Source organism: Leptospira brenneri (assembly GCF_002812125.1).
Lineage (GTDB): Bacteria > Spirochaetota > Leptospiria > Leptospirales > Leptospiraceae > Leptospira_A > Leptospira_A brenneri.
In genome coordinates this window covers 303,821-321,451 of sequence record NZ_NPDQ01000004.1, presented here as the reverse complement: position 1 = coordinate 321,451, position 17,631 = coordinate 303,821, and the positions used below count along the sequence as shown (strand labels likewise).

Annotated in this window: 15 protein-coding genes; 13 read left to right on the top strand and 2 right to left on the bottom strand. The window is 33.1% G+C overall.

Annotated elements, in window-relative coordinates:
• Positions 1-4: 4 nt before the first annotated feature.
• Complete coding sequence (locus CH361_RS10695) at positions 5-1,609, top strand: hypothetical protein (protein WP_208861423.1); 1,605 nt, start codon at positions 5-7, stop codon at positions 1,607-1,609.
• Between the two features lie 24 nt (positions 1,610-1,633).
• Positions 1,634-3,118 (top strand): NAD(P)/FAD-dependent oxidoreductase, encoded by a 1,485-nt coding sequence (locus CH361_RS10690; RefSeq protein ID WP_100790796.1) that lies wholly within the window; start codon positions 1,634-1,636, stop codon positions 3,116-3,118.
• Positions 3,119-3,122: 4 nt separating this feature from the next.
• On the opposite strand, the gene CH361_RS10685 is transcribed toward CH361_RS10690, so the two are convergent.
• Positions 3,123-4,052 (bottom strand): rhamnan synthesis F family protein, encoded by a 930-nt coding sequence (locus CH361_RS10685; protein WP_100790795.1) that lies wholly within the window; start codon positions 4,050-4,052, stop codon positions 3,123-3,125.
• Between the two features lie 127 nt (positions 4,053-4,179).
• Here CH361_RS10685 and glf point away from each other — a divergent pair, with 127 nt between their 5' ends.
• Positions 4,180-5,322, top strand: a complete 1,143-nt coding sequence (glf, locus tag CH361_RS10680; protein WP_100790794.1) for a UDP-galactopyranose mutase — start codon at positions 4,180-4,182, stop codon at positions 5,320-5,322.
• Here glf and CH361_RS10675 read toward each other — a convergent pair.
• Positions 5,315-6,052: a glycosyltransferase family 2 protein gene (locus CH361_RS10675; RefSeq protein WP_279627937.1), complete on the bottom strand. Its 738-nt coding sequence runs from the start codon at positions 6,050-6,052 to the stop codon at positions 5,315-5,317. The two genes, glf and CH361_RS10675, sit on opposite strands and share 8 nt — an antisense overlap.
• A 159-nt stretch (positions 6,053-6,211) precedes the next feature.
• Between CH361_RS10675 and rfbC the strand changes: the two genes are divergently transcribed.
• From rfbC to CH361_RS10625, 10 genes are all read left to right on the top strand, one after another.
• Complete coding sequence (gene rfbC / locus CH361_RS10670) at positions 6,212-6,763, top strand: dTDP-4-dehydrorhamnose 3,5-epimerase (protein ID WP_100790792.1); 552 nt, start codon at positions 6,212-6,214, stop codon at positions 6,761-6,763.
• Between the two features lie 86 nt (positions 6,764-6,849).
• Positions 6,850-7,908, top strand: coding sequence for a dTDP-glucose 4,6-dehydratase (gene rfbB, locus CH361_RS10665; protein ID WP_100790791.1), 1,059 nt, complete (start codon positions 6,850-6,852; stop codon positions 7,906-7,908).
• Positions 7,908-8,786, top strand: coding sequence for a glucose-1-phosphate thymidylyltransferase RfbA (rfbA, locus tag CH361_RS10660; protein WP_100790790.1), 879 nt, complete (start codon positions 7,908-7,910; stop codon positions 8,784-8,786). Before rfbB ends, rfbA begins: the two co-directional genes overlap by 1 nt.
• Positions 8,787-8,803: 17 nt before the next feature.
• Complete coding sequence (rfbD, locus tag CH361_RS10655) at positions 8,804-9,670, top strand: dTDP-4-dehydrorhamnose reductase (protein ID WP_100790789.1); 867 nt, start codon at positions 8,804-8,806, stop codon at positions 9,668-9,670.
• Positions 9,671-9,768: 98 nt separating this feature from the next.
• Positions 9,769-10,530: a glycosyltransferase family 2 protein gene (locus CH361_RS10650; RefSeq protein WP_100790788.1), complete on the top strand. Its 762-nt coding sequence runs from the start codon at positions 9,769-9,771 to the stop codon at positions 10,528-10,530.
• A gap of 72 nt (positions 10,531-10,602) precedes the next feature.
• On the top strand, positions 10,603-11,397 hold the full coding sequence (locus CH361_RS10645; RefSeq protein WP_100790787.1) for a glycosyltransferase family 2 protein: 795 nt from the start codon (positions 10,603-10,605) through the stop codon (positions 11,395-11,397).
• 1 nt (position 11,398) lies between these two features.
• Positions 11,399-13,342, top strand: coding sequence for an O-antigen ligase family protein (locus CH361_RS10640; RefSeq protein ID WP_100790786.1), 1,944 nt, complete (start codon positions 11,399-11,401; stop codon positions 13,340-13,342).
• Positions 13,339-14,481, top strand: coding sequence for a glycosyltransferase family 2 protein (locus tag CH361_RS10635; protein WP_100790785.1), 1,143 nt, complete (start codon positions 13,339-13,341; stop codon positions 14,479-14,481). Before CH361_RS10640 ends, CH361_RS10635 begins: the two co-directional genes overlap by 4 nt.
• A 2-nt stretch (positions 14,482-14,483) precedes the next feature.
• The gene (locus CH361_RS10630) at positions 14,484-16,013 is read left to right on the top strand and encodes an LA_3751/LA_3752 family putative glycosyltransferase (RefSeq protein ID WP_100790784.1); all 1,530 of its coding nucleotides are present in this window, start codon (positions 14,484-14,486) and stop codon (positions 16,011-16,013) included.
• Positions 16,010-17,623, top strand: a complete 1,614-nt coding sequence (locus CH361_RS10625) for an LA_3751/LA_3752 family putative glycosyltransferase (RefSeq protein ID WP_100790783.1) — start codon at positions 16,010-16,012, stop codon at positions 17,621-17,623. Before CH361_RS10630 ends, CH361_RS10625 begins: the two co-directional genes overlap by 4 nt.
• The last annotated feature ends 8 nt before the right edge of the window (positions 17,624-17,631 follow it).

The following is a 17,631-nucleotide window of genomic DNA, read 5'->3' as shown; positions in this document are numbered from 1 at the left end:
GTTTTTGATCGAAAATCTCTTTGTTTCATTATCTATTTTCTTTTTGCTAATCGTTTTTCAATCTAAAGGTGCTAATTTAGGGCTTTTTGAATTGAATCATTGGCGCTATGTTCATCTTGGTGATGCTAGTGAGAATATAAAGAATGCAATGTTTTTAGCAAAAGGTGGAAAGCTAAATGAATATGTAACTAGCAATCATATGCCAGGGTTATATCTGTATCTTTCTTTCTTTCTTTCGATGTTGCCAAAGGACTTTCTTTCAAATTCCCTGAGTAATGGCGTATTTATTTTAGTATTTTCTAGTTTTGTGACAATTTTTACAATTATTTCTTTGGCGTTTTATTCAGTTCGAATGATAATCAAGTCAGAGCGATTAATATTTTTTTTTAAAATACTCTTTTGTTTTGTTCTTTTGAATTTATTTTTAACCTTTAATTATTTTAGGGTATTGTCAGAAACATATCTACCTTTTTTGCAATTAGTTTATCTTAGCCTTTTTTTTTATTACCTAGAAGATCGAAAGAATCGGTTCGCCTATTTAATAGGAGCACTTTATTTTGTCGGGCTCTCTGTTTTTGTTGGCCTCACAAATGTTTTCACTGATTTTCTTTTTTTTACATTTTTTTCTTTTTTCCTTTTTCATAAGATTAAAGAAATTCATATTAAACATTTCATTCCTGCCATAATTTTATTAGTGTTTGTTTTCCTCAAATCTGGTAATTTAAACTTTCATTATTGGATCGTAGAAACGAATAAAGCTCAGGGTATGGGTTCCGGCCTTTCGATGCTCAAAACAATTATTAATAATTCTTGGTATGTTCCCAATAATTGGTATGATATTTATTCTTACGGACCAATTTTTGATCATCAAATAATTGTATTAATTCTGGGTTTGATTTCTATCTATCTTTATCGTGCTGAAAGGTTAGTAACTTTTTTCCTTTTTTTGTGTATTTTGGTGTTACCTCTTGACTCTTGGAGAATTCAAGAACAAGGATTTCAGCTTATTTCTCAAACTTACAAAAATGATGTAAATATGGGGATTTGTTTTTTCTTTTTGCTTTTAATCGGTAAGAAGCAGGGTTTTTTTCTTAACCGTGTTTTTGATCTTATTTCTAATAGAATCAAATTTAGAATTGATAAGAATATATTTCGAGTTGTATATTTGCTTCTTGTTTTATTATTTATAATGCGAATTTTATCCTATCTGACAAGTTTTATTGAATTTGAAAGAATTGTTTCTCCAAATCATTCTGAGTGGATTAGCAAAAATAATCTTTGTGAGCAGAAGTTTAATAAATCAAATGCAAATTGTAATTGTTTATCTATAATGCATTGGGACCAAGATTTTTTTCTCCTAAACGATGTTAAGCCTTGCAAAATGCAGTTTTCTTCCTATTCTCCACATTTAAATCTCGACGACTTTTATTATAATAACGTTAAATCTAGTTTTTTGGATCATAGCGCAGTTTTTTTGTTATATCGCAATGATCTCTATACCGATCAAAGTACTCTAAGTCCTCGTTTAGTTAATCTTTTTCTTTCTGGAGAATGTAACGTGGTTCAAGGAGATTTTTTGTTTTTGTGTAAAAGTAAGACTTCGTTATAAAGTTAAATTGTTTAAGGAAATTAGATGGGATTTACTAAGAGAATTGTGATTATTGGTGCTGGTCCTGCTGGGCTAACATCAGGTTATTTATTAGCAAAGAAAGGATTCAATGTAACCATTTTAGAAGCAGATGCGAAGTATGTAGGCGGGATTTCGCGTACTGAATCCATCAAAGGATTCTATTTTGATATAGGCGGGCATAGATTTTTTTCTAAATCAAAGGAAGTTGAAGATTTCTGGACTGAAATTTTGCCTAACGATATGTTAGATAGACCGCGCTCGTCTAGAATATATTATAATAATAAATTTTATGCATATCCGTTAAAAGCTTTTGAGGCTTTGTTTAATTTAGGTATATTTGAATCCATTCTTTGTGTATTGTCTTATCTTAAGGCCAGTATTTTCCCCGTTAATGATCCTAAGAATTTTGAGGATTGGGTGACCAATCAATTTGGAAAAAGACTCTTTTCCATATTCTTTAAAACCTACACAGAAAAGGTTTGGGGAATGGATACAAAGGATATTTCCGCAGATTGGGCAGCTCAAAGGATTAAGGGGCTGTCTTTATATTCCGCCATTTGGAATGCTATCAAGCCTAAGTCAAAGGTTAAAGATAAATCAAAGATGATCAAAACTCTGATTGATTCATTTAGATATCCAAGAAAGGGTCCTGGGATGATGTGGGAAGCTTGCGCATCTAAGATTCAAGAAATGGGTGGCGAAATTAAAATGGGAAACCTAGTCACGCAACTAGAATTAGATGGCCAATCCTGGAAAATTCATTCACAAAATAAAACAGGAAAAACTGAAGTTTTTGAAGCTGAACATGTGATTTCGTCAGCACCAATTCGAGAATTGTTTCATGCGATTAAAAAGCCAATGGTTTCACCTCAAGCGCTTAGTTCTGCAAATTCCCTTCGGTATCGGGATTTTTTGACAGTTGCCCTTGTTGTCACGGAAAAAGATATTTTTGACGATAACTGGATTTATATTCATGATCCATCGGTAAAAGTCGGAAGAATTCAAAATTTTAAGAGTTGGTCACCAGAGATGGTACCGGATCCAGCTTATAATTGTTATGGCTTGGAGTATTTTTGTTTTGAAGGTGATGGTCTTTGGTCATCTACTGATGAAGAATTGGTAAACCTAGCAAAGAAGGAAGTGGTAAAACTTGGATTAACAAAACTTGAAGACATTAAAGAGGGTTTTGTTGTTCGTCAGAAAAAAGCTTACCCAGTTTACGATGATGTTTACCAAGATCATATAGATGTATTAAAGGCAGAAATTCAAGGTAAGTTTCATAATCTTCATCTAGTGGGAAGGAATGGAATGCATAAATACAATAATCAGGATCATGCAATGATGACTGCAATGCTAACTGTAGAAAACATAGTAGCAGATAGAACTGTATTTGATGTATGGAATGTGAATCAGGATGCAGAGTATCACGAAAGTGGGGAAATAGGAAGAGAGAATATCGAAGAAAGATTAGTCCCTTTAAAAGTTTAATCCGCTATGATTTGGAGATTAAATCAATATTTTCTAAACGATAATATTGGTTAGTTTCCAGAAGCACTTCGAGTTCGTTGGTTAAATCTTTTGTAATTAATTCTTTCACTAGGTCGCGTTTTAAAAATGGAAATGCATAGTTTTTGATAATTTTATCCCAATATATGTGCGTAGGGTTAATATAGTAGCTTGGATTAATATTTGGATTTAGGTTCTTATATTCTATATAAGAACCAACTTTAAATCCATTAGAAACCCAGTATTTTGTTCCACCGACTTCGTATGCAAGGATTAGTAGTTTTTTAAACCGTGTGGGATAATAACAGAGACTGTCCCAAAATCTTTTGAATGATTCTGATCTGACTACTGAGCTTTCGAATACCAAAAAATAACTCATGATATGATGTTCAAATTCATAGGAATCGGTTAAACCCCAAACATCAAAATCTGTAGTTTGAAACTTTTCGAAAATTGGTCTTAATGAATGTATTGGCCCATAAATACTGTCGTTTGTTACGACGATTTGATTGTATTCCTCCCAGCCTTTTGTTTCTTGTAATCCGACCTTCCAGGAACCAAAATCATATCCAATATTTTGCCGCCAAATGTAATGTTTTATATACGGCTTGATTGATTCAATTTCTTGCGGAAGTGAGATAGGGGATGTATCTACCAATACGATATCGGAACCAAGTTCGTAGAGATTTTTTAGATAGAATTTCAGGTTTTTGGTTACTTTGCCTTTTATGTTAAAGGTAGAAAATAATACCAACCGTTCATTTTGTTTTTCGTGGAAATTTTCGTTGATGAATATCTCTGGATTTTCTTGTAAAAATAAAGTTTTGAATAGATTGAAGCGATGTATTCGGAATATTATTTTTAATAGAAATTCCTTAAACAAAATTTTGGTTTTTTTCTTCTCTAGCTTTATCATTGGATATTCAGTTCTTTCGTCTTTTATTGAAAATGATTAACCAAACTTATGTAAAGTGTTTTGTGTAAATTAAGAAAAATAAATTGAAAATGGGATGCTGAACTTATTATAGTTCAAATAATACTTTATGGATTTTTCAAAATATTCTGCTGTTATCGTTGGATCGGGTTTTTTTGGTTCCGTCATTGCCGAAAGAGTTGCTTCTGAATTAAAAAAACCTGTTTTAGTTATCGAAAAAAGAAGTCATATCGGTGGGAACTGTTACTCTGAAATTGATCCAGAAACCGGCATTGAGTTTCATACGTATGGAACTCATATCTTCCATACATCAAACCAAAAAGTATGGGATTATATCCAAAAGTTTACTGAGTTTAATAATTATTATCATCAAGTTCTTACTACTTTTAAAAATAAAGTCTACCAAATGCCGATTAATTTGGAAACAATCAATCAATATTATGGATTAAACTTAAAACCTTTCGAAGTAGATGGTTTTTTGGAAAAAGAAAAAGCAAAAGATAAATTTGATCATCCCCCGGCAAATTTTGAAGAAAAAGCAATTTCTTTGATTGGGCGTCCTTTGTATGAGGCTTTTATAAAAGGATATACAAAAAAACAATGGAATAAAGATCCAAAAGATTTACCGGAATTTATATTAAATAGACTACCAATTAGAAAGAACTATAATGAGAGCTATTATTATAGTCGTTGGCAAGGGATTCCTAAAGACGGTTATGGGAAAATTTTTGAAAAAATGTTATCTAATCCTCTAATCACTACCGTTTTGAATACTAATTTTTTTGATATTAAAGATCAGATCCCAACAGATAAAATCTTAATCTATAGTGGTCCAATTGATCAATACTTTGATTATAAGTTTGGCAAACTAGAATATAGAACCCTTCGTTTTGAAAAAGAGTCACATCCTTATGATGACTTTCAGGGAACTTCTGTTATGAATTATGCGGAAGAGACTGTTCCATTTACTAGAATTCATGAGCCAAGGCATCTACATCCAGAACGCACTTATGGAAATTCGACATTAACAATTAAGGAATTTTCATCACTGGATGATGGATCAAATCCATATTATCCTATCAATGACAAAAAGAACACGGAGTTGGTGAAGGATTATCGGAAAGAGGCTGAAGGGCTAAACAATGTATTTATTAGCGGCAGACTCGGCGATTATAAATACTTCGACATGCATGAAACAATTGATGCAGCTCTGACACTTTTTGAAAACAAAATTTCACCAAGACTTAAGTAGAGAAAAACTTTTTCCAACAAAACTTTGTTAGTTCAAGGAACATTACAAGCCTTCCTTTGATGATTTGGAAAATGTTTCGTTTTGTTCCCCCGAGTCCTCTTAAGGTAAATGTATTTTGGTGTCGGCGGTAATATATAAATGGTTTTTCGATTAAAGTGACTTTTCCTGTTAACTCTGCGACAAGGCCAAGCCATAAGTCCTGGCCAATTTCTTTGGTTTTGGGGAAGGGAAGTGCATTATCTAAGACTTTCCTTCTGAATGCCATACAGGAACCATAATAAGAACTTTTAATTACGTTTTTTAGTATGCCCTTTTTAGATCCAAAGACTTTAAAAAAAGAAGGTTCTGTTACATTTAAATTTTCGTCGGTAACTATAGAATCATGTAAAACCAAGTCAAATGTTTGTAGAAATTGGTTAACAGTTTCTACTTTCTTTTCAAGCCATATATCATCTTGATCAGATAAGTAGATGAAATCACCCGAGGCCTTGGTTAAGGCATTTTGAAAGTTTTGGATTGGGTCTCTAAATGTTTGATACAAGAAGAGTTTGATCCTTGGATCGTTAGCTGCAAACTCTTGCAATATTTTGACAGTACCATCTGTTGAAGAATCATCCGATACGATAATTTCATCATTTTCAGAAAGTTGTGTGAGAATTGAGTTTAGTTGTTCTGTAATATACTTTTCACCGTTATAAGTTGCCATACACACAGAAATTTTCGGTCCCATAAATATAACATCCATTCTATTTCTGTTTCGTAATCTGAATACCAAATATTGTTAACTTTTTATTCTACATTCTCTTCTGTTTTCTTCTATTGACATCTCACTCTAAGGAAAAGATTCTGTCCGAAACGTTCGTAAAAGGACGGATATTGAACATTAAATATGAAAACTCAAGTTTTTCCAATTTCTGGGCCGGTATTAATTTTTCCAACGGTTCATGGAGATGATCGTGGTTTTTTCTTGGAATCATTTAAGGCTTCGCAATACGCAGAGTTTGGTATTCCGAGTTTATTCAAACAGGATAATCATTCAAAATCTAATAAAAATGTTTTAAGAGGTTTGCATTTTCAAGCACCCTCTATGGACCAAGGTAAGTTGGTGCGAGTGGTTCGAGGTTCAGTATTAGATGTTGCTGTGGACATAAGGAAAAGTTCGAAGACTTATGGACAACATGTTGCTGTGACCTTAACTGAAAAAAATCACGAAATTTTTTGGGTTCCTTCTGGTTTTGCTCATGGTTTTCTCGTTTTAGAAGATAATACTGAATTTTTATATAAAGTTACGAATGAATACTCAAAAGAATCAGAGGGTGGAATTTTGTTTAACGATCCATCCCTTGGTATTGATTGGGGTATCAATTCAGAAACTTGTATTTTGTCGGATAAGGATAGAATATTACCATTGTTGAAAGACTTTGTTAGTCCGTTTGTCTGAATTGACTATCAAAATTCGGATTTATAAAAGCCCAATTTTTATCTTCAGCAGAATTCCTATATAAAGGATTATAAATATTTTTAAGTATGAAACAAAGAAAAATTTTAGTTACCGGTGGCGCTGGTTTTATCGGTTCCAATTTTGTGCATACGATTCTTGAGGCGAATCAAGATGTGACTGTCACAGTTGTTGATAAGTTAACTTATGCTGGAAACTTAAAGAATTTAGATAAGTGGAAAGGGGATCCTCGATTTGAATTTATAAAACTCGATATAACTGATAAGTCTGAAGTATTTTCAAAATTACAAAATATCGAAGTGAATGAGATTGCACATTTTGCTGCAGAGTCACACGTCGATCGGTCCATATTAGGTCCTGAAGAATTTGTAAAAACAAATTTGATGGGTAGCTTTTATATGTTAGAACTTGCAAGAAAACTATATTCGCAAAATGGGTTAAGGGTCTTTCTTCATGTTTCTACCGATGAGGTATTTGGATCTTTAGGTGAAGATGGAGCCTTCACAGAAAAAACTCCTTATGCTCCCAATTCGCCATATTCTGCTTCGAAAGCCGGGTCTGATCATTTAGTTCGTGCCTATTTTCATACTTACGGATTACCAGTAATTACCACAAACTGTTCTAATAATTATGGACCTTTTCATTTTCCGGAAAAACTAATTCCATTGATGATACTCAATTGTCTTCAAGGTAAACCTTTACCCGTTTATGGAACCGGAGAAAATATTCGAGATTGGTTATTTGTAAAAGATCATTGTCTAGCAATTGATTTGGTTATGCGAGATGGTAAGTTTGGAGAAACTTACAATATTGGAACAAGGAACGAAAAAAATAATTTAGATATCGTTCACAAGATTTGTGAGTTAATGGATGAAAAAAATCCAAAGGGTGCACCTCATAAAAAGCTAATTCAATTTGTAAAAGATCGTCCTGGTCATGATTTTCGTTATGCGATTGACCCTTCCAAAATCGAAAATGAACTAGGTTGGAAACCAAAATACAAATTCGAAGAGGCTATTGAACAAACCGTTGACTGGTTTTTGGAAAACAGGTCTTGGTGGGAAGAAATTCTTTCTGGAGAATATAACAAATATTATGAATCACAGTATAAGGAATTAAAATCCTAATGAAAGGAATTATTTTGGCCGGAGGTTCCGGGACTCGTCTCTATCCGGTAACAAAGGTTGTGAGTAAACAACTTTTGCCAATATATGACAAACCAATGATTTATTATCCGTTGAGTACGCTTATGCTGGCTGGAATAAAAGAAATTTTAATCATTTCAACACCAGAATCAACACCTCTATTTAAAGAGATGTTAGGTGATGGATCTCAGTGGGGAATTTCGCTTACATTTGAAGTACAGCCTTCACCTGATGGATTAGCACAAGCTTTTTTAATTGGAGAGAAATTTCTGAATGGAGGCGAACCTGCTGCTCTCATTCTTGGAGATAATATTTTTTTTGGGCATGGAATGGAAGATCAGCTAAATGCTGCTGTTCATAAAAAAAATGGTGCAACGGTATTCGCATATCATGTTAATGATCCTGAACGGTATGGAGTTGTTGAGTTTGATAAAGATAGAAAAGCAGTTTCTATTGAAGAAAAGCCTGCTAAACCTAAAAGTAGTTATGCTGTCACTGGCCTTTATTTTTATGATGCGAATGTAGTTGAATACGCAAAGCAAGTAAAACCCTCCAAAAGAGGTGAGCTAGAAATCACAGATTTAAATAAGATATACTTAGAAAAAGGGATCTTAGACGTTCAGCTGATGGGAAGAGGTTACGCATGGCTTGATACTGGAACTCATGAATCTCTTTTAGAGGCATCCACTTTCGTAGAAACAGTTGAAAGGCGCCAAGGTTTAAAGATTGCTTGCCCTGAAGAAATTGCCTACCGTAAAGGATATATATCCAGAGGTGAGTTGGAAAAACTAGCTGAACCACTCAAGAAAAATGGGTACGGGCAGTATTTGATTCGAATCCTAAATGAAACAATTTATTAGTATTTGAGATATACCATATGAAAAGAATTCTTGTTACTGGTTCGACTGGTCAATTGGGTAATGAACTTAGCCTGCTTTCTCTGGCAGAAACAGAATACAGTTTCGAATTTGTAGATCGATCAGTTTTAGATTTATCGTCGGAAACGAGCATTCAAAATTTTTTTTCTAAAACTCTTTTCCCTGATTTATTTGCTATTATTAATGGTGCTGCTTATACGGCTGTCGATTTGGCTGAAAAAGATGAGCTGAATGCGCGGTTCGTCAATGTTGAAGCTCCGAAGAAGTTGGCAAGTTATGCTAAATCCGTAGGTGCAAAATTCGTTCATGTTTCAACTGATTTTGTTTTCGACGGTAATCATTCTAGGCCTTATCAGGAAGCTGATTTCAAAAATCCAATATCTGTCTATGGTAAAACAAAATCCTTAGGTGAGGACGAGATTCTGGATATGAATCCTGATTCTATCATTATTCGGACTTCATGGGTTTATTCTAAATTTGGAAAAAACTTCTTTAATACGATTCACCGATTGGCTAAAGAAAGAGAAAACCTTAAAGTGATTGATGATCAAATTGGAACACCAACCTGGGCAGGTGACTTAGCAAAGGTTTGTTTACTTGCAGCAAACTCTAAACAATCTGGGATATTTCATTTTTCAAACGAAGGAATAGCAAGTTGGTATGACTTTGCCTATGAGATCGTGAATAAATTTGGTTATAATTGTCATGTTATACCTATTGCGACAGAGGACTATCCAACAGATGCAAGGCGTCCTTCTTATAGTGTTTTAAGTAAAAAGAAGTTTAGAGAAAATTTTAATTTTATGAATGTCCACTGGAGAGAAAGGTTACATCAATTAGTGGAAGAGGTCAAGAAGGGTAGTTAGTTTTTAACTAAATTAAATTAGGTCCTAGATACTCTTTTCCCTTTTATCTTGTATTTTTCTTTAAATAATAATAATCCCTTTAAAGTGTAGTTAATTTTATGCCCAAAGTTTCTGTTATCATGCCTGCTTATAATGCAGTTCCTTATCTAGAGGAATCTGTGAATTCACTAAAAAGACAAAATTATAAGGATTGGGAATTGCTTCTTGTCGATGACTGTTCCAAAGACGATACTGCGAAGTTAGCTGCAGAAATCGCTGCTTCGGACTCGCGGATACAGTTTATTGCTAAAGAGAAGAATTCTGGATCAGCAGACACTAGAAATACTGGAATTCAGTTAGCAAAGGGTGAGTTTATTGCTTTTTTGGATGCGGATGATTTATGGGAACCTAATTTTTTAGAAGTTATGATCCCCTTTATGGAAAAAAATCATTCTGCTTTTTCCTTTGCTTCCTACCGAATCATTGATGAAAATGGATTTGAGTTTTGTGAACCTTTTTTGGTAAAATCAGAGAAATATTCTTACCGGAATTTGTTACATTACAATCGAGTGGGTTTACTCACTGCGATTTACCATGTACCAAGCGTGGGAAAGAAATATTTTGACCCAAGTTTGAAAAGTTTGCGAGATGATTATGCACTTTGGCTTGATATACTTAGAGATGGGAAACTTGCTTACGCTAGTTCTGAAATTTTGGCTCGGTACCGAGTCAGGCGAGGGGCAGCGACATCTAACAAGAAAAAAGTGATGTTAGCACATTTTAGAATGTTAAAAAACCGTGAAAAATTACCTACATTTTATGCCTTATTTCTTACCATCATTCATGGGTTTATGGGTCTCCGGAAGTATAGAAATAAATAGCCATAGGTGATATCAAGGATTTCCTTTTACCGCTTGACTTTCATTTATCAGTATAATTCCTAGATACTAACTATGGTCGCTAGACGTAATCTCATAAGTTCAGAGAAGACAAATAAAACTTCCCTAATCATTCCTATTTATAACGAGTCCTCCCATTTGGAGGAGTTTTTAGCAAAGGTTGATTCTCTTCAATTACCAACCAAAAAGGAACTTGTGTTTATCGATGATGCCTCTCGAGATAATTCTTTAGAAATTCTAAAGAGATTTCGTTTTCGTTCTGAGTATAAAATCCTAATTCAAGAAAAGAACCAAGGGAAGGGAGCTGCTCTCCATAGAGGGATTGCCGGGGCAACAGGAAATATCATCATTGTGCAAGATGCTGATTTTGAATACGATATGGACGAAATTCATATGTTGATTGAGCCGATCGCTAAAGGAAAAGCGGATGTTGTGTTCGGTTCCCGATTTAAAAAAGACGGTCGCCAGGTTCATAGGACCTTTCATTACTTGATCAATCGAATCCTCACAATTCTTTCTAATTTTTTAAGTGGGCTTTATCTGACTGATATGGAAACCTGTTATAAAGCATTTAAAGCTGAGATAGTACAGAATATTAATTTGGAATCAAAAAGATTTGGTTTTGAACCTGAGATTACTGCAAAATTAGCTCGGCTTAAAATTAGAGTGCAAGAGTTTCCCATTTCTTATTATCCAAGAAATTATTTAGAAGGAAAAAAAATTACGTGGAAAGACGGAGTTGCAGCTTTACGTCATATTTTGTACTTCAATCTTTTCGTGAGTAAAAAGAGTTTCTTTCATAACTCTATGCCAGAGAAATACATTCCAAAAACTGCCAACTGGCTTTAAAATGCATCGATTTTCTCTTCTCCTATTTGATTTCTTTTTCTTTTTTGTACTGCTAAGTCTTTTTTTTGGAGAAACGAACCAAAAGTTTTTTAGAAATGATGCTATAGGTCTCGGACTTTTTGTTTTTGCTTTGTATTTCTTTTGGAATGTAAGAAAAAAGAAATATTCTTTTGTCTCATTCTTTCATCTCCTCTTTGTCATACTACTATCCAATTTTGTATTTTTTAAATTGGCGGAATATGATCCGATCCAACTTTTACCGGAGAAACTTGCCATTAAGTTGACCATGTTTTTTTGGGCAATTGTTCTGCTTTATACCCATTTTAAATATCCAGAAAAAGAATTTCTTACTTTCGGAAGTGTTTTAGCCGTACTTCCTTGTTTTGTAACTTCGAATTTTATGAGTTATCCGGTTATCCCAATTGGGTTTGCACTGGCTCTAATTGTTCGGCACCAAGAGTCTGTTTTTGAAAGGTTCACCTGGTTTCTATTTCTTTCTACCTTTGTTTTTATTTATTGGATCATTAGAGACTGGTATGATGATTTTGCTTTGATTCGTGTTCTTTTGTTATTTGAAGTTTTGCTTTTTATTTCTTTTGCGAGAAATTGGAAAGATAAAATGAAACAAGTAATTGTTGATGGTCTTCTTTTGGTTTTTCTCATTAATGCTTTGATTCTTGTAATCAAAATGTTGTTAGAGCCTAATTTTAAACTTAATAATTATCGTGAGGATCTATTTTTAATTCCTGTTAGCCTTATTGGATCAAATTCGTTTTTAGTTCTGGGGCTTGCGGTGTATTCAATGAGTTCCAGTAGTCGCATCAAAAATCTATTCTATTTGGGAGTGATTGGTTTTGCTTCCCTTTTGCTGATGATTTCTGTTTCAAGAATATCTATTGTATCAGTAGGTCTTTTTGCATTTACCATCGTTTTGAATCAAAGATCAAATTTTGTAAGGAAAATTTTATGGATTTCGTCGATTCCACTAATTATAATATATCTTTCATTTCTGATATATTCTGAAAAAACTCTCTTCGATTTAGGTACAATTGGAATTCGATTTTCAATTTGGAAACTGCACTTTTTTTCTACAATTACCAATGCACCGCTCCTTGGACTCGGTTTTAATCCAGAAAAGATTATTCCTTTTTTGGAAGTTAGATATTTGTCTTTTGTTGATTTTAATTTTGTAAAAGAATACATGATTCATTTTCATACTTTCCCGTTAGCGCATAATTTGTATTTTCAAATGTTAAGTTCTATTGGCATCATTGGTGTTTTAATTTTTCTTTGTTTCCTTGTTTTTTTTATTGTTCAGTTTGTTAAAAAATATTCTGATTATTTGCCAAAAGATAGATTGTTATTTCTTATTCTATTGATTTGGTTAATCCACGAAATTCTAGATTTCAGTAGTTTAGAAATAGCGAATGTCTTTTTTTTGGCTATGCTTTTCGTCAGTGCGAGTAAGTTGATTAAGGTTGAACAGGTTACTGAGACGCCAATTGGAAATCCTTTAACAAAAGCATTTTTGTTTTTTTCGTTTCTCCTTCTTCTTTTGTTTTCTTTACGTTTTAGCTTTGTTGAACAATCCATTTTTCGATTTCATAAAGATGTTCAACTCTCTACCTTTTACGAATTTCAGGCGAAAGACAATCCTAATAGTAGAAAACATGAAGGGAGAAATTTTGATTTAATAAAGAATTGGAAAGTTCAGTTTTTGGGTGAGCGATATTTTTTTCTAGAACTAGCTTTGGCCAATGGGACAAATGCGGAGCCTAGTTTGCTTACGCAATGTTTTGAAACTATGCCTCGTCAGGAGCTTTGTTTTGCTAATTTAATGGCTTATGCTCTTAAACAAAAAAATATGGATAACGAGATTTTACTAAGTCGTTATTTACTATCTGCAAAAGATCCTTTCGGAATTTATACTCGGGACTTTTTATGAAAAAGAAGAAATCTGTTACTTTTGTTATTCCTTGTTTGAATGAGGAAAAAACATTACCTTTTGTTTTAAAAAAGCTTGTAAATGTTCAGAAGGAATATAAGGCTTTATATGAAATCGAGATACTAGTTTCAGACAATGGAAGTAAAGATAAATCCGTAAGTATTGCAAAGAAATTTGGCGCAAATGTTGCTTCCGCTACTGAAAAGGGTTATGGGTCTGCACTTGATACAGGTATCCGAAAAGCGAAAGGTGAAATCATTGTGTTTGCTGATGCCGATGATACATATGATTTTTTGGAATCACCAGCGCTTATTGCGAAATTAATTGAAACCGATTCTGATATGGTGATTGGATCGCGTCTTGATGGAAAAATACACGATGGCGCTATGCCATTTTTACACCGATACTTAGGAACTCCCGTAATCAACTGGATTATAAATTTACTTTATGCCAAGAAAACAAAGATTCGAGATTCTAATTCTGGATTCAGATGTTTCAAAAAAGAAAGTTATCTAAAGTGGAATGTGAAAAGTAAAGGTATGGAATTTGCTTCGGAGCTTTTGATTAAAGCTTTAATCAATGAATCTTCTATGTATCATGTTCCTGTTTCATTATATCCTGATAAAGCAGGTAGAATTCCTCATCTTCGTACTTGGCGTGATGGTATGAGGCATTTATTAAGGATTCTATTTTATGGTTCACATTTATTTGAAAGAACAGGACTTTTTATTTTTCTTTTGGCTTGGTCACAACTTTTTGTTTCCGTTTTTGTTGGAAAAGTGATCACACTTTTTGGAGCAAATTTCTACGGACTTCATTCTATGGTATTGTTTTCCTTTCTCTCGGTTCTTGGTTTAAATTTATGGGGAACCGGTTTACTCATTGCAACGAAACAGGCAAAAATATCTAAAACATATGAGCGTATACTTGCTCTAGAAGAAGACAAATTATTTTTCAGTTTAATGGGTGGGTTTTTAATCATAATCATTAGTTTGGTATGGTTATTTATTCGGTGGCAATCAGGCGGTTTTGTTTTTATCAACCTGGAACGTGAGTTGATATTCGCATCGTCTTTGAGTTTAACATTACTCGTATTTTCGTTATTTGCTGTAACTGCGCATATTATAAAAAGAGACTAAGTATGAGCTTCTCCCGCAGGCTTGGTATTTATTTTTTAATTGTTTTGATTCCTGTTTTTTATCGATGGAAGTGGAATGATAGTTCTGTTTTTGTTTCGAGTGATCCTGAAATAAAGTATTATCAAGTCATAAATAGCCTTGAAGGTGGTTCTGCAGAAGAGTGTTACTTCCCTGCGAAAGATTTAGGATTTGATATTTCTATGATTCCGTTTGGATATCCTTGGGCATTTATCCTAAAAAATGGAAATTGTGTATTTCAATATCCAACTTTGTTCGTTTGGATTCAAAAGATAATTCTAACGATAGTTTCAAAGAAATGGATAACCTATATTCCGATTCTTTTTTTCTTTTTGAATTTTTGCCTTCTTGATCTGATATTAGGAAAGTTTTTAAGTAATCGATTTTGGATTCTTCTTTCCTCAATTTTGATTCATTCATTAACGCCTATATTTCTTTCTTCTCTTGATTATTCTGAATTAACATTAACTAATTTCTTTTTTCTTGCTGCGATATTTTCATTTATAGAGTTTAAAGAAACTCAACATTTTCGTTATGGAATTCTTCTTGCGGTTGCAATCACCTTTAATTTTCAACTTAGGCCAGAATCCTCGATTGCATTAATTATCTTTTTAGGATTAGCATTTATCCTTGGAAAAAACTATCTGAAACTGACAAGGAGTTTAGTTCCGTATATTCTACTTTGTATTGGTCTACAGGTTTTCTTTTTCATTTGGAATTACGATGTTTATGGCCACTTTCTGGGAATGAGAGGTTTAAATACTGTTTCTGATATTGAATCAGGAAATATGAACCGACACCTTTTTGCAGAATGGATGGCTGACTTATGGGGTAGTGATTTTAAAATAGGTATTTTTAAAGGTTATCCTATACTTGGTTTCGGTATTTTTGTAATTTGGCGGGAAAGAAGGCCAGAAGTTTTGCAATTTTTATTAGCTGGTATTTTCTTTATTTTTTTACTTCCCATCATTTCTCCTTACCGTGCGGGTGTTGATATATTTGGAATGAGATATTATGAAAGTGGCCTTTATCTCTTAATGATTGGATTTGTTTTGTCTTTAGAAAAATTAGATTCCAAATTATATTATTTCATATTACTTCCTTTTTTGTATTTCTCATATAAATCAGATCTCAGAGCAATCAAACAGTGGTCATCTTCTGCTAAGTTATACCATGAAGTTATGTCAGAGATTGATTCATTAAAACCTGATTTAATTGTGCAGCGAGGTTTATCCTTATCCTATTTGATTGGAAATAGTTACACAAAGTATCCTCAAGTAACAATTTATTCAAATGATGATTGGAAAACCGTAGAATCAGTTTTAGAAAGCCAGGAAAAACGAATTTTATATTTATTCTGGGAAGGGAACCATTTAGTAAATGCGGAGTTCCCTGTTGAAATTTGGAAAAAAAAGTTTGATATCAATTTTGAACTACAACCAATTCAATATAAAATTCAATCGGAACATTCTTTGGCACATTTTAAAGGTCTTCTTTTGGAAAAGAACAAATGAATAAAGTCCTCTATTGGATTGAAAGATCTTTGGAAACATTCACTAATAAAAATTTTATTATTTTTGTTTTAGTTTTTTTTATTGGATATTTGTTTTATAAGAGGGTAGGTTGGGATAGTGGTTTAAGTCCTCTGATTCAATCTGATTCTCAGATTAAGCTCTATCAAACTATCGAATATAAGGTAAATGGTCTAGGTTCTCATCAGTGTTATTCCAAATACAAAGAGTTTGATGAAAATTACAGATTTTATCCCTTTCGCTATCCGTGGACTTACTTTACAGAAAAAGAGAATGGAGAGAAGGATTGTGTATTTCAATATCCTAGTTTTTTTTCTCAGTCTTTTTCTCTCCTTCCGATTCCATATAGATTTTTTAATGGGGTGATTCTTCTTCTCTATTTGATTCTGAGTTTTTCAGTTATTCTTTGTTTATTTTATGTTTTTGGAATTCAAGAAACGAAAATATTAGGTTTAGGTGGCATTTTATACTTAGTTGGTTACGGAATTTCCAGTGCGATTGAATTTTCGGAAAGCATTCCTTCGCAGCTATTACTGCTTTCTTTCTTTTATGCTGTTTTCCTGTTAGAGAGAAACGAAAAGCTTACCACACCGCTTTTATTTTTCTTTGGACTTTTTGGAGGAGTTTCGGTTTTTCTTCGCTCTGAATCAATATTTTTTATCGGAGTCTTAGGAGTATTTGTTTTCTTTCGTAATAGAACGTCCTTATTTGTTTTCTTAAAAAAATATCTTCCATTGGTTTTTGGCTTGGTCTTCGCCCTGATTCTCTTTGGATTCTATAACTATTTTGAGTTTCAAGAAATCTTTGGGGTTCGTAGCCGTGTTAGCTTTGATGATTTTTCAAGATTGAATTTAAGCCATCGTTTCCATTTGGTTTCAGAGTTCTTTTTTGGAAATACCGATCGTATCGGTTTTGTATTTTATTGTTTCCCTCTGATTCTTTTGGTCTTCTATTCGATTCTTAAGTTAAAATTAACATATCTGCAGAAGTTAATTTTATATGTGAATCTTGTGTCTTTTTTCCTTGTCGTGCTGTTAAGTCCATATTCATCAGGTGGATTGTATTTAGGATTACGTTTTACTGAATTCTCATATCTTCTTTTTTGTATCTTTGGGATATCCTTACTTGGAGGGACTATCCAAAGAACGGATAAGAGTATAGTAATGCTACTGATTCTGTTACAGGTTGGGTTTGGATTTTACCACGTTAGAAGAAACTTTAAAACTATCGATTATGTTAAGAGATATCATGATATTTTCCAATCCAAATTGGATAATCTTCCTGATGCACCCGTTGTCCATTTAAGTACATTCGATTTATTACTAGTTTCCGATTCTTTTTTAAAGAAACCACATTGGATTACAAATTCTCAAAAAGAGTTTAGTGCGTTAGAATTAAAATTTTTAAATGCTGGAATTAATAAGTTCCAAGTTTTTTTCTATAACTTTAAGCCACCTAAAGATGATAATTCTACGGAAGAATTTTATAATGAATGGATCAATACCAAGTTTGAGATAAAATCAAAATATTACAAAAAAGTATCTGATGAAGTCATTGCTGGTTTTCGGTTTATGGTTTGGGAAAAAGAATAGTTTTTAGT

What these genes read in the sequence shown, in the direction of transcription:
- glf (WP_100790794.1), top strand. Translation starts at nt 4,180, where the DNA reads ATGGATTTTTCAAAATATTCTGCTGTTATCGTTGGATCGGGTTTTTTT.
- CH361_RS10650 (WP_100790788.1), top strand. Translation starts at nt 9,769, where the DNA reads ATGCCCAAAGTTTCTGTTATCATGCCTGCTTATAATGCAGTTCCTTAT.
- rfbD (WP_100790789.1), top strand. Translation starts at nt 8,804, where the DNA reads ATGAAAAGAATTCTTGTTACTGGTTCGACTGGTCAATTGGGTAATGAA.
- rfbC (WP_100790792.1), top strand. Translation starts at nt 6,212, where the DNA reads ATGAAAACTCAAGTTTTTCCAATTTCTGGGCCGGTATTAATTTTTCCA.
- CH361_RS10640 (WP_100790786.1), top strand. Translation starts at nt 11,399, where the DNA reads ATGCATCGATTTTCTCTTCTCCTATTTGATTTCTTTTTCTTTTTTGTA.
- CH361_RS10675 (WP_279627937.1), bottom strand. Translation starts at nt 6,052, where the DNA reads ATGGGACCGAAAATTTCTGTGTGTATGGCAACTTATAACGGTGAAAAG.
- rfbB (WP_100790791.1), top strand. Translation starts at nt 6,850, where the DNA reads ATGAAACAAAGAAAAATTTTAGTTACCGGTGGCGCTGGTTTTATCGGT.
- CH361_RS10630 (WP_100790784.1), top strand. Translation starts at nt 14,484, where the DNA reads ATGAGCTTCTCCCGCAGGCTTGGTATTTATTTTTTAATTGTTTTGATT.
- CH361_RS10685 (WP_100790795.1), bottom strand. Translation starts at nt 4,052, where the DNA reads ATGATAAAGCTAGAGAAGAAAAAAACCAAAATTTTGTTTAAGGAATTT.
- rfbA (WP_100790790.1), top strand. Translation starts at nt 7,908, where the DNA reads ATGAAAGGAATTATTTTGGCCGGAGGTTCCGGGACTCGTCTCTATCCG.
- CH361_RS10635 (WP_100790785.1), top strand. Translation starts at nt 13,339, where the DNA reads ATGAAAAAGAAGAAATCTGTTACTTTTGTTATTCCTTGTTTGAATGAG.
- CH361_RS10690 (WP_100790796.1), top strand. Translation starts at nt 1,634, where the DNA reads ATGGGATTTACTAAGAGAATTGTGATTATTGGTGCTGGTCCTGCTGGG.
- CH361_RS10645 (WP_100790787.1), top strand. Translation starts at nt 10,603, where the DNA reads ATGGTCGCTAGACGTAATCTCATAAGTTCAGAGAAGACAAATAAAACT.
- CH361_RS10625 (WP_100790783.1), top strand. Translation starts at nt 16,010, where the DNA reads ATGAATAAAGTCCTCTATTGGATTGAAAGATCTTTGGAAACATTCACT.